This is a genomic window from Pseudomonas subflava, from assembly GCF_023823685.1.
Lineage (GTDB): Bacteria > Pseudomonadota > Gammaproteobacteria > Pseudomonadales > Pseudomonadaceae > Aquipseudomonas > Aquipseudomonas subflava.
Genome location: NZ_JAMXBF010000001.1, coordinates 454568 through 467682, shown reverse-complemented (window position 1 = coordinate 467682; position 13115 = coordinate 454568). Strand labels below are relative to the sequence as shown.

At 64.9% G+C, this 13115-nt stretch carries 5 protein-coding genes; all 5 read left to right on the top strand.

Annotation, left to right across the window (positions count from 1 at the left end; all coding sequences use genetic code 11):
* Nucleotides 1-357 precede the first annotated feature (357 nt).
* The 5 genes from NF616_RS02225 (at nt 358) to NF616_RS21200 (ending at nt 13102) form a co-directional block, all read left to right on the top strand.
* A complete protein-coding gene (locus tag NF616_RS02225) occupies nt 358-1146 on the top strand; it encodes an efflux RND transporter periplasmic adaptor subunit (RefSeq protein ID WP_252271415.1) in 789 nt (262 codons plus the stop codon).
* Nucleotides 1143-2462 (top strand): efflux RND transporter periplasmic adaptor subunit, encoded by a 1320-nt coding sequence (locus NF616_RS02220; protein ID WP_252271414.1) that lies wholly within the window; start codon nt 1143-1145, stop codon nt 2460-2462. The genes NF616_RS02225 and NF616_RS02220 overlap by 4 nt, the downstream gene beginning before the upstream one ends.
* On the top strand, nt 2463-4559 hold the full coding sequence (locus tag NF616_RS02215) for a site-2 protease family protein (RefSeq protein WP_252271413.1): 2097 nt from the start codon (nt 2463-2465) through the stop codon (nt 4557-4559).
* A 234-nt stretch (nt 4560-4793) separates the two neighbouring features.
* Complete coding sequence (locus NF616_RS02210; protein WP_252271412.1) at nt 4794-5645, top strand: sulfotransferase; 852 nt, start codon at nt 4794-4796, stop codon at nt 5643-5645.
* Nucleotides 5646-5797: 152 nt separating this feature from the next.
* A complete protein-coding gene (locus NF616_RS21200; protein WP_434091843.1) occupies nt 5798-13102 on the top strand; it encodes an Ig-like domain-containing protein in 7305 nt (2434 codons plus the stop codon).
* Nucleotides 13103-13115: the final 13 nt, after the last annotated feature.

Below are 13115 nucleotides of genomic sequence, written 5' to 3'. Positions count from 1 at the left end.
GAGCTGCCATACGAAATCACCGCCTCCGTCCCAGGCTGACGCACTATAAGGCCGACGGCGAGGCTACCACCGACCTGGGCCAGAGCATGCTAGCTTGGGTTTCAGCCCCCATACAGCGAACCGATCGGCGCGGAAGTCTGCGAAGGCTTCTACGACAGGGACGACTGACTACTGCAGGTTCCAACCTGACCATCGCCGGATCCAAGTCCCTCTGATCGCAACCGCTCGCCATCTAACATCGTGCATGACCTTTTTTGAGCCGCCATCCGGAACGGTTTTTACTAGTCGCCCGCACAACATTTGCGGCTTGGTACTTCTTCCGTACACTGCCGGCACAAGAAATACAGGGACGCCGCCATGCATTACTCGCCAAGCCTCTTTGGCCTAGCTCTGAGCCTGATCATCGCCCAAGCGAGCCACGCGGAAAGCCCAGCAGACGACCCGCTCCTGGATTCGACGCTCAGCGCTGTCCAAAGCACCAGTGAACGTGCCGTGCGAGGCGTGCTGCGCGCCCGCGATCAGGCAGTACTGTCCAGCGAGCTGGCGGGGCGCATCGTCGAAATGCCTTACGCCGACGGCCAGGACTTCAAGAAAGGTGCCGCATTGGTGCGCTTCGACTGCAGCGCTTATCAGGCCCAGCTCAATGCCGCCCAAGCCGCCGTGCGAGCTGCGCGCGAGGAATTAGGCCACAACAAACAGCTGGCCGCCCTCAACTCGGTAGGCCGCTTCGAAGTGGCACTCTCCGAAGCCAAGCAGGCCCAGGCCCAGGCCGAAGCCCAGGTCTATCAGGTACAGGTCAAGCGCTGCAGCGTGACCGCCCCCTTCGACGGCCGTGTCGTGCAGCGCAGGGCACAGCCGCACGAGAGCGTCGCCAGCGGCACGCCGCTTCTGGAGATCGTCGACAACCGCACCCTGGAGGTTCGTCTGTTGGTGCCGTCGAGCTGGCTCGGCCGCCTGCAACCCGGCACGCACTTCGAATTCACCCCCGATGAAACCGGCAGGCCACTGCAGGTCGAGATCAAGCGCCTCGGCGCACGTATCGACGAAGGCAGCCAGACACTGCTATTGATCGGCACGTTGCCGACCGATACTCAGGGCCTGCTAGCCGGCATGAGCGGCAGCGCCCGCTTCACGGAGGCGCCATGACCGCGCAGGTTCCTGGTCTGGCCGAGCGGGTATTCGCACAGATACTGGCTCTGCAACAGCAGGCACGCGCCGCCAAGGACATCGACAGCCTGGCCTACGCTCTGGTCAACGATGCACAAGGCCTGTTCGGCTTTCGCCATGCAGCGCTGCTGATTGCCGGCAAGGTACGCGCGCTGACAGGCATCAGCGTGGTCGAGCCCAACGCGCCCTTCGTCGCCTTTGTCGAGAACGCAGCCGGCCAGCTGCACGTCCAAGGCCGTTCGGCGCAGGCACAAAGCGTGGCCTCCGACTCACTCGACTCTCAGGCTCAAGCCGACTGGCACAGCCTGTCCTCGGGCTTCGTGTTCTGGTTGCCACTGCTGGACCGCCAGCAGCAACCCTTCGGCGGCCTGTGGATTGCCCGGGAGCAACCCTGGAGCGAGGCCGAGCAGGCACTGCTGAGTCAGCTCGGCAACTGCTACGCGCATGCCTGGCTGGCCCTGCAGCCCCGCAAGCCCTGGCGCCTGCGCTGGCCACGCAAGAAGATTCTCGCGGTAGCTGCAGCAGCCCTGTTGCTTCTATTAATACCGATACGCCAATCCGTGCTGGCCCCTGCCGAAGTGGTGCCACTGGGCGGCCAGGTAGTGGCAGCCCCTCTGGACGGGGTTATCGCCGAGTTCCTGGTCAAGCCCAACCAGACCGTGAATAAAGGCGACGTACTGCTGCGTTTCGACGCCACCAGCATCAAGGCCCAGGCCGACGTTGCCGAACGCAGCCTGAATGTCGCCGAAGCCGAGCTCAAATCCAACACTCAGCGCGCCTTCGCCGACGCCGAATCCAGCGCGCGAATCGATCTGTTCGCCGCCCGAGTGGAACAGAAGCGTGCCGAGCGCGACTATGCCCGCAAGCTGCTGGCCCGCACCGAGGTACGCGCCGAGCGCAACGGCATTGCGGTATTTGCAGACGCTCAGCGCTGGATCGGCAAACCGGTACAGACCGGTGAGCGTCTGATGGAGATCGCCGATCCCCTACAGGCGGAACTGCGCATCGAGCTGGCCGTCGGTGATGCCCTGGGCTTCCAGCCCGGCAGCGAAATCGCCCTGTTCCTCGACAGCGACCCGCTCCACCGCCATGAAGCACGCCTGCAACGCAGCGCCTACGAGGCGCAGAAAACAGCAAGCGGACAACTGGCCTATCGCCTGGATGGCGAATTCACCGACGCACCACCTCGCATAGGCCTGCGTGGCACCGCCAAACTCTATGGCGAACGCGGCCCGCTGGCCCTCTATCTGCTGCGCCGCCCACTCGCCGCGCTGCGCCAAACGATAGGTCTGTAAATGCAACTGCCCGCACTGCGCGCCGATCTGCAGTTATCCGAAGCGGCACCGGGCTTGGACGGCGCGCCACAATGGACGCTTGCCGACCCGTTGCGCGGCCGCTACTTCAAGCTCGGTGCCCAGGCCATACGCCTGCTCCGCCATTGGCCACTCGGCGACGCCGCACAAGTACTGCAGGCGGCCAATCGCGAGCCTGGTGCACCTCTGGGAGAAACGGATCTGCAAGAGCTACTGAGCTTTCTGCGCAGCTATGATCTGATCGCTGCCGTGGATACCGAGCAGCGCCAGAGCTACACCGGCAAGGCCGCCCAGCAGCGCCAGGGCCTGTGGAAAAGCCTGCTGCACCAGTACCTGTTCTTCCGTATCCCGCTATGGCGCCCCGATGCATTTCTGGACCGCACCTGGCCCTGGCTGCAGCGTCACGGCATCAAGCTGCTGCGCATCGGCCTGCCGTTGCTGCTGTGTTTGGGCATATTCCTGGTAGCCCGCGACTGGGAACGCTTCATCGCCACCTTCCCCCATCTATTCAGCCTCGGTGGCGCCCTGTCGTTCGGCATCGCCCTGACCTTTGCCAAACTCTGTCATGAGTTCGGCCATGCCTACATGGCCAAGCGTGCCGGCTGCCGGGTACAGAGCATGGGACTGGCATTCATGGTCATGCTGCCGATGTTCTATACCGATGTCAGCGATGCCTGGCGCGTCAAAGACCGCCGCTCGCGCCTGCTCATCGGTGCCGGCGGCGTGCTCGCCGAACTGCTGCTGGCCTGTATCGCCCTCCTCGCCTGGTCGCTACTGCCTGACGGGCCGGCGCGTACGGCAGCCTTCATGCTGGCCAGTGCCACCTGGATCACCACGCTGATCATCAACCTCAACCCCTTTATGCGATTCGACGGTTACTTCCTGCTCAGCGACTTGTGGGGCGTGGACAACCTGCAGGGGCGCGGCTTCGCCCTGTGTCGCTGGCGCCTGCGCGAAGCATTGTTCGGCTATGGCGAGCCGGCCCCCGAGCCGTGGTCGCCGAGCATGCAGCGCAAGTTGCTGATCTGGGGCTACGGCTCCTGGCTGTGGCGTGCAGCACTGTTCCTCGGCATTGCCCTGGCCGTGTACCACATGTTCTTCAAGGTGCTGGGCATCTTTCTGATGCTGGTCGAACTGGTATGGTTCATCGGTCTGCCGGTCTGGCGGGAAATGCAGGAGTGGTGGCAACGCCGCGGCCATGCCCATCCGGGCAAGAGCCTGCTGACAGGTGCCGCCCTGCTGCTGGTGCTTGGCATTCTCGTCGTCCCTTGGCGCAGCTCTGTGGAAATCCCAGCCATGCTGGAGGCCGCCGGCAACCATGCACTACACGCCCCCGTGGCGGCGCGCCTCAAGCAGCTACACGCACGCGATGGGCAACAGGTGGAAAAAGGCGCCTTGCTGCTGGAGCTGGAGTCTCCCGACCTCGACTCACGCCAGATCATCGTGCGCCGCGAGATAGACATCCTTCAGCTGCAGTTGCGCCGCCAGGCCGGACGCAGCGAGACCATCGGCGATGCCGCCGTGCTCGAACAGCAACTGGCCGAAGCCATCGCCGAGTACCGCGGCCTGGCGGCACAACGCCAACGATTGGAGATTCGTGCTCCGGCGGCCGGTACCGTACGCGATCTGCCGTCCGACCTCGCGCCTGGGCGCTGGCTATCGCCGCAGACGACTCTGGCCCGCATCGTCGAACCCGGCCTGCAACTGCGCGGCTACCTGGCAGAAGCAGAACTGTGGCGCATCGAGCCGGGCACGGAAGGCAGCTTCATTTTCGATGACCCCAGCCACAGTGCTGCAGCGGTCCGTCTGGACGAGATCGATACCACCGGAGTCGCGCACATCCAGCTCGAAGCCCTGACCTCGGACCATGGCGGCCCCCTCGCCGTACGCCGCAACGAGCTTCAGGAAGCCGAGCCGACCAGCGCCCAATACGGCGCTCGCCTGCAGCTGCTCGACACACAGCTCGAAGTGACACAACCCCTGCGCGGCCTGGTGGTACTGAGCGGGCAAGGCCAGTCGATCCTGGGCTTCGTCTGGCGCAGGATCGCTGCACTGGGCATACGCGAGAGTGGTTTCTAAGCGGTAAAAAAGTGGCTCTGTTACATAAGCGGGGTTGCGCCGACCCGCGATTCTCTCGATAGTTCCGCAAAATCTAAGAATTGGTACAACCGTGCCGACATGGAGGTTCCTGTGAAATTCCTTGACCTGTTCAAACGCCAGGCAAGCCCCTACACAGCCAAGCGCGCCTCTGGTGGCCGCGCTGGAACCTCGCACCAATAACGCATGCCAGCCCCCATCCCACGAAGCCCAGGTATGTCAGCAGCCAACTACCACTTCATCTCTGGATTGCCGCGTTCGGGCTCGACGCTACTGTCAGCGTTGCTCTTACAAAATCCACGCTTCCAAGCAGGCATGACCAGCCCAATAGGCACGCTGTTCAGTGCCGTGCTGGCGCAATGTAGCGCCGGTAGTGAGTTCGGCGCAGTGATCGACCGGGAGCAGCGGCGCCGACTGCTAAAGGGGCTGTTCGACAACTACTACGCCGATTGCCAACAACCGGTGATATTCGACACCAATCGACAGTGGTGCTCACGCCTGCCGGCTCTGCATGATCTTTTCCCACAGGCCAAGGTAATCGCCTGTGTACGCAACGTGGCCTGGGTAATGGATAGCATCGAGCGGTTGTACCGTGCCAATCCTTACGAGAATACCAAGCTGTTCGTGGACGACGCAGAGCGCAATACCGTCTACAGCCGAGTAGATACCCTCGCGCAGCGCAACCGGTTGGTGGGCTTCGCTTGGGCTGCGCTGAAGGAAGCCTATTACGGCGAACATGCAGACTCTTTGCTGCTGGTGGATTACGACCTGCTGGTTCGTGCACCCGAACAGGTGCTACGGCTCATATACGCTTTCATTGGCGAACAGTGGTTTGAGCACGACTTCAATAACCTGCACTACGACGCTCCGGAGTTCGATCAGGCTCTGGGGGTCAGTGGGTTGCATCGAGTAAGACCACAAGTGACGCCGCAGGCACGAAACACCGTACTACCGCCTGACTTGTTCGAGCAGTATTCCAAATTGTCATTCTGGGAAGATGGTTCAGCGAGCACCGCCAGCGTCATCCGGCGAAATCAGGAACAAAAAGCAGTCGTTGCGACGGCATAGACACGCCAGAAATTTCAGGCCGCCGGGAACGATCAGGCGGTAAATGCCGCCAAGGCGGTCGCATGTCAGGGGATAGAAGCATGTGGTGGAACAAGCTTAAGACAACAAAAACTGCCCACGACAATAAGCGCACCCAAGCCCGCTCGCCTCTAATGCAAGCACTTGAACCACGCGTCATGTTCGACGGCGCTGCCGTTGCCACCGCGACTCAAGCCGCCGAAGCTGCGCCCAAGGACTCTTCTGCCCATTCAACCCCCACCACGGACAGCTCCGACTATGGCCAAGCCGCGGCAGCGGCTGCGCCCTCGCAAGACACACCCGGCACACGCAACGTCCTGTTCATCGATGCCCGCGTGAAGGACGCCAGCGGATTGGTCGCCGACCTCAAGCCCGGCACCGAGGTGGTTTATCTGCGCGCCGACCAAGACGGCCTGGCCCAGATGAGTGCCTATCTTGCCGAGCACGCCGGAGCTGCCTCGGTGCAGATCCTGGCCCACGGTTACAGCGGCGACCTGTGGCTGGGCAGCAGCTACCTCTCCGCGGAGAACATCAACAGTTACTCTGACAACCTCGCGCGCCTCGGCAGCAACATGGCGCAGGGCGGCGACATCCTGATCTACGCCTGCAATACCGCCGACGGCGAACGAGGGCTGGCCTTCGTCGATGCACTGGCCATCAGCACCGGACGCGACATCGCCGCGTCCAGCAACCGCACCGGCGCCGGCAGCGACTGGGTGCTGGAAGTCACGCGCGGCAGCATCGAAAGCACCTCGGTGCTGTCGGCCCAGGCCGAGCGCGGCTATCAGTACAACCTGGCTACCATTACCGTCACCAGTAACGCCGACACCGGCGCCGGCACCCTGCGCAACCAGATCGCCGCAGCCACCACCGGCGACACCATCACCTTCAACAGCGGCATGACCGTTGGCCTGACCTCGGGCCAGTTGGTGATCAACAAGAACCTGACCATCGATGGCGACCTCAACAATGACGGCGTCGCCGACGTGACCCTGGACGCCAATTACCGCAGTCGGGTGCTCCAGGTGCAGGCCGGCAGCAACGTGATGCTCGACGGTTTGGTGATCACCCGTGGCCTGGTATCTGGCGACGGCAGCGATGCCGGCAACGGCTTGGCCGCCGCCAACGCCCTCGGTGGCGGCATTTGGAACGCCGGCACGCTCACCCTCCTCAACACCTCGATCACCGCCAACGCAGCGGCCGGCGGCGGTGGCGGCGGCGGCAACTTCGCCTATGACGGCGGGGGCGGGGGCGGCGGCGGCGCGCTGGGCGGCGGCATCGGCGGCCGCGGCGGCGAATCGGGCGTCTCCAACAATCTGGGAGGCAGCGGCAGCGCCAACCAGGGTGGCCGTGGCGGCGCCGATAGCGCCTTCCCCGGCATGGGCGGCCAGGGCGGTACCGGCGTCGGCGGCGCCGGCGGCAGCTACCTGGGCTACTCCACCGGTGGCACGGGCGGCACCGCCACCAACGGCAGCATCAGCATCGGCGGCGGCGGCGGCGGCCTGGGCACCGACGCGACGGGCGGCCGAGGCGGCTCCGCGGCAGGCGGCCTCTACAACGCGGTCGGCGGCACCATCAACGTCATCGGCAACTCGATCATCAGTAACAACCTCGGCGCCGGCGGCGGCGGCGGGGGTGGCGGCGCTGGCGGCTCGCTGGGCAACCAGAACGGCGGCGAAGGTGGGCGTGGCGTCGGCGCAGTGTGGAACAAAGGCACTTTCAATATCACTGCGGCCAACAACGCGGCCATGACCAACAACGGTGCCGGCAGTGGCGCCGGCGGTCAGGAACTGGGCACCGGCTCGCCTGGCGCTAGCCCCGCCGCAGTCACCGGCATATACAACGACGGCGGCGCACTCAATACCAGCTACGTGCCCAATGCTCCGTCCGTGCTAGGCGGTCTGCAAGGCGACAGCGTCACCTTCACCGAGGGCGACAGCGCCCGGCTGATCGACCTGGGCAGCAATGCCACGGTGTCGGACGGCGACTCAGCCGATTTCAACGGCGGCAGCGTGCGGGTGTCGATCACCACCAACCGCGTCACCACCGAAGACCTGCTGTCGATCCGCAACCAGGGCACCGGCGCCGGGCAAATCGGCGTCAGCGGCAGCACCATCACCTATGGTGGCGTCGCCATCGGCACCTTCACCGGCGGCAGCGGCAGCAACGATTTGGTGATCACCTTCAACTCGGCCTCGGCCACGCCGGCCGCAGTCGAAGCGCTGCTGCACAACTTGGTGTACGACAACAGCAACGTCGACAACCCCACCGCGTCGGCGCGCACCCTGAGCGTCACCGTCTACGACGGCGACAGCTACACCGCCACCACCAACACCGTCACCGTCACCGTGGTGGCGGTGAACGACGCGCCGACGCTCAGCCCGGCCAACAGCAACACCAGCTACACCGAGGGCGGCAGCGCTGTCGTGCTCAGCGGCAGCCTGACGCTCGCCGACGTGGACAGCACCACCTTCCAGGGCGCCACCGTCACCGTCAGCGACTTCCGTGCCGGCGACGTGCTGTCCGTCGGCGCACCCAACGGCTTCACCGTCAGCTACGACAGCGGCACCGGCGTGCTGACACTGAGCGGTGGCGGCTCGCTGGCCTCGTTGCAGGCCGCGCTGCGCTCGATCACCTATTCCTCGACCTCGGACGACCCCACCGCCGGCGGCACCGACGCCACCCGCCAGATCAACTTCACCGTCACCGACAGTGGCGGCGCCACCTCCACGGCGGTCACCGCGCAAGTGGCCCTCACCGGCGTCAACGACGCGCCCACGCTGTCCGGCGGCCCTTACACCTGGGCCGGCACCAGCGAAGACGCCACCTCGTCCGCCGTCACCGTCGCCACCCTGCTGGGCAGCGCCACCCACGCCGACCCGGACGGCCCCGCCAGCGGCATCGCCATCACCGGCAGCAGCGGCGGCGGCGCCTGGGAATACTCCACCGATGGTGTCACCTGGACCGGCGTCGGTGCCGTCTCCAACAGCGCCGCGCTGCTGCTATCCAGTACCACCCAGTTGCGCTTCGTGCCGGATGGCGCCAACGGCAGCGCGGCCGGCCTCACCTTCCGCGCTTGGGACCAGAGCGCCGGCACCGCCTCCAGCAACGGCATACGCAGTACCGCCGATACCAGCACCAACGGCGGCAGCGCCGCGTACTCCAGCGGCACCGCGCAGGCTTCGCTCACCGTCAGCAGCGTCAATGACGCCCCGGTGCTGACCCCGGTCGGCCCGACGCTGACCGGCCTGACCGACTCCGACACCAACAACCCCGGCGTGGCGGTGTCCAGCTTCCTGACCGGCCATGTCACCGATGCGGACACCAGCGCGGTGCAGGGCATCGCCCTCACCGGCCTGACCTCCGGTACCGGCACCTGGCAATACAGCACCAACGGCGGCGCTAGCTGGCAGAACGTCGGAGCGGTCTCCGACGCCTCCGCGCTGCTGCTGCGCAGCGGCGACCGGGTACGCTTCGTGCCCGATGGCATCAACGGCGGCAACGTTAGCCTGACCTACCACGCCTGGGATCAGAGCGGCACCACCGCCGGCCAGCAGGGCACCAAGGTCGACGCCAGCGCCACCGGCGGCGCCAATCCGTTCTCGGCCGCCAGCGATACCGCCACCCTGACCGTCACCGCCATCGATGACGCGCCGGTGGTCACCGCCAGCGGCGGCAGCGCCGCCTTCGTCGAAGGCAACAACGTGACCTCGACCCCGGTAGTGATCGACAGCAGCCTCACCGTGTCCGACAGCGATTCGCCGCAGCTCTCCAGCGCTACGGTGGCGATCAGCGGCAACTTCCTCGGCAGTCAGGACGTGCTGGCCTTCACCAACAATCCGGCCACTATGGGCGACATCGTCGCCAGCTACGACAGCGGCACCGGCATCCTGACGCTGAGCTCGGCCGCGGGCGCTTCCGCCGCGCAATGGCAGGCCGCGCTGCGCAGCGTCACCTACAGCAACAGCTCGGATATCCCATCGAGCCTCGACCGCACCATCACCTTCAAGGTCAACGACGGCAACAGCGACAGCAGCGGCGCCAACCGCACCGTCACCATCGCTGCCACCAATGACGCGCCGACCGTGTCGATGCCAGCCAGCCTGACCGCAGCCGAGGACACCGCCACCGCCATCACAGGCATCAGCTTTGCCGACGCGGACGCCGGCAGCGCCAGTGTCACCGTCACCCTGTCGGTCGGCAGTGGCACGCTGTCCGCCACCAGCGGCGGCGGCGTCACCATCGGCGGCACCGCCAGCGCGCTGACGCTGTCGGGCTCGATCGCCAACATCAACGCCTTCATCGCCGGCGGCGCCGTGCAGTTCCTGGGTGCGGCCAACAGCACCGCCAGCGTCACCCTCACCGCCGGCATCGACGACGGCGGCCAATCCGGCGGCGCAGCGCAGACCGGCAGCGGCACAGTCACCATCGCCATCACCCCGATCAACGATGCACCGCACGTCAGCGCGCCCCCGTCCATCGCCGTCACCGAGGACGTGACCACCGCGCTGAGCGGCATCAGCTTCAGCGACGTCGACGCCGGCTCGGGCACGGTGAGCGTGCAGTTCAGCGTCGCGCCGGGCAGCGGCACCCTCAGCGCCACCGGCGCGTCCGGCGTCACCGTGCTCGGCTCGGGCACCGGCACGCTCAGCCTCAGCGGCACGCTGTCCGACATCAATGCCTTCGTCACCGGCGGCGCGGTCAGCTACACCACCGCCGTCAACGCCACCGGCAACGTGGCGCTCGACGTGACCATCGACGACGGCGGCAACACCGGCAGCGGCGGCAGCCAGACCGACCACACCACCGTCACCCTTACCGTCACCACCGTCAACGACGCCCCGGTCAACAGCGTGCCAGGCACCCAGAGCGTGTTGCAGGACGGCACCCTGGTGTTCAGCACCGGCAACGGCAACGCGCTGTCGATCACAGACGTGGACGTCGGCGGCGGCACGATACGCGTCACCCTCACCGCCAGCAACGGCCTACTCACCCTGGGCAGCCTCAGCGGCTTGAGCTTCCTGGTCGGCAACGGCACCGGCGACGGCACCATGGTGTTCGAAGGCAACCTCAGCGCCATCAACAACGCCCTGGCCGGTCTGTCGTTCGCCCCCACCGGTGGCTACTACGGCCCCGCCTCGGTGCAAATCACCACCAACGATCTCGGCCAATCGGGCAGCGGCGGTGGCCAGACCGATACCGACACCATCCTGATCAACGTGGCCCAACCGAACCCGGGGATCATCAGCGTGGCCAGCAGCAGCGCCAACGGCAGCTACAAGGTCGGCGAGACCGTCAATATCACCGTCACCTTCGACCAGGCCGTCAACGTCAGCGGCGGCACGCCGACCTTGCTGCTGGAAACCGGCGCCATCGACCGCAATGCCGTCTACGTGGGCGGCAGCGGCAGCAGCACGCTCACCTTCGCCTATGTGGTGCAGGCTGGCGACCACAGCGCCGACCTCGACTACATCGGCACCAACGCGCTGTCGCTCAATGGCGCCACCATCGACAGCGTCAGCCTTGGCAACCCGGCCTTCAACACCCTGCCCTTGTCCGGTGCGGCGGATAGTCTGGGCGCCAATGCCGCGCTGGTGATCGATGGCGTAGCACCTGTCGTCAGCTCGGTCAGCGTGCCCGCCAACGGCACCTATGTGGCCGGCCAGAACCTCGACTTCACCGTCAACTTTAGCGAGAACATCACCGTCGACACTAGCGGCGGCACGCCGCGTCTCGCCATCACGCTCGATACCGGCGGTACCGTCTATGCCAGCTACCTGTCCGGCTCGGGCACAAGCGCACTGGTGTTCCGCCTCACCGTCGCGAGTGGCCAGAATGACAGCAACGGCATCAGTGTGGGCAGCACCATCCAGATCAATGGCGGCACGCTGAAGGATGGCGTCGGCAACGATGCCGTCACGACGCTGAATGGTGTCGGGACCACCAGTAGCGTGAGGATCGATGCAGCACCTCCCACCGCTACGATCAGCGTGGCCGATAACGTCTTGGCCGCCGGCGAAACCACTACCGTCACCATCACCTTCAACGAGGCCGTCACCGGCTTGACTACCGCCGACTTTGCAGTCGCCAACGGTACGCTCAGCGGACTGAGCTCGTCCGATGGCGGCATCACTTGGACCGCCACCCTGACGCCAACGGCCAACGTCAATGACGTCAGCAACGTGATCACTTTAAATAACGCCGGATTACAGGACCTCGCTGGCAATATCGGCAGCGGCAACACTGACTCCAACAACTACGCCATCGATCATCTGCCGCCAACTGCCAGCATTGTCGTGAGTGATACAGAGCTCACTGCCGGCGAAACATCAACGGTGATCATCACCTTCAACGAGGCCGTTACCGGGCTTACGGCTGCAGACTTCACCGTCGCCAATGGCACCTTGAGCAACTTGAGCAGCAACGACGGTAGCATCACCTGGACGGCCGCCTTCACACCGACTCTCAACGTCGAAAATGCGGCCAACAGCATCACGCTGAATAACGCAGGCGTACAAGACGCTGCTGGCAATGCCGGAGTTGGCACAACCACCTCAAACAGCTATGCCATCGACACCCTACGTCCGACAGCCAGCATTGTCGTCAGCGACACGGCACTGATCGCTGGCGAAACATCGACTGTCACCATCACCTTCAGCGAGGTCATCACTGGCCTGACTGTCGCGGACTTCACCGTCGCCAATGGCACCTTGAGCAACTTGAGCAGCAACGACGGTGGCATTACCTGGACGGCGGTGCTGACACCGTTCACCAATATCAACAACACAAACAATCTGATCACGCTCAATACCGACACTGTGACGGATCTCGCTGGTAACACGGGCAATCAGCTGATCAGCTCCAATGCCTACACGGTCACGACAATTGCCCAAGGCGGTGATCCAGAGTTCATGGCCTATCCACCCGTAACCGCACAACCTACTCAAGCGCCACCGATCCAACCGCTGCTGCCGGCGGCATCTCAGGCGCCAACCATGTCTCCGCTGTTGCCTCCACCGTTGTTTGAGGCGCCTACGCTGGGCAGCGGCATCTCGACTCTGGGCAATATCTTTATCACCCAGGGAGCGCTGGCACCCAGCTTCCTCGCCCAGGTATTCGCGAGCAACTCCAGCGATATCGGCGGTGATGGCTCAGGCAACGGTTTCCTCGGCTTTGGTGGCGGCGATGGCGGGCTCTTCGGTTCCAGCTCGCTATCCAACATCTTCGGCCAGGACGCTCTGCAGGAGTCGGAGCCGCTGAAAGTCTTCGATGGAAAGAAATGGAGCAGTGGCTTCGGCGGCGAGCGTGGGGGAAGTGCAGTCTTCGGCGCACCATCTCTGGGTCAGCAGCTGCATGATCTGCACGAGAACGAACAAGCTCAGTTGCGCACACTGGTCTCGGCCTTCAGCCAGATCGGCAATGCCGACGCTGCTAGCTGAAACAAACAATAAA

What these genes read in the sequence shown, in the direction of transcription:
- NF616_RS02225 (WP_252271415.1), top strand. Translation starts at nt 358, where the DNA reads ATGCATTACTCGCCAAGCCTCTTTGGCCTAGCTCTGAGCCTGATCATC.
- NF616_RS02215 (WP_252271413.1), top strand. Translation starts at nt 2,463, where the DNA reads ATGCAACTGCCCGCACTGCGCGCCGATCTGCAGTTATCCGAAGCGGCA.
- NF616_RS02210 (WP_252271412.1), top strand. Translation starts at nt 4,794, where the DNA reads ATGTCAGCAGCCAACTACCACTTCATCTCTGGATTGCCGCGTTCGGGC.
- NF616_RS21200 (WP_434091843.1), top strand. Translation starts at nt 5,798, where the DNA reads ATGCAAGCACTTGAACCACGCGTCATGTTCGACGGCGCTGCCGTTGCC.
- NF616_RS02220 (WP_252271414.1), top strand. Translation starts at nt 1,143, where the DNA reads ATGACCGCGCAGGTTCCTGGTCTGGCCGAGCGGGTATTCGCACAGATA.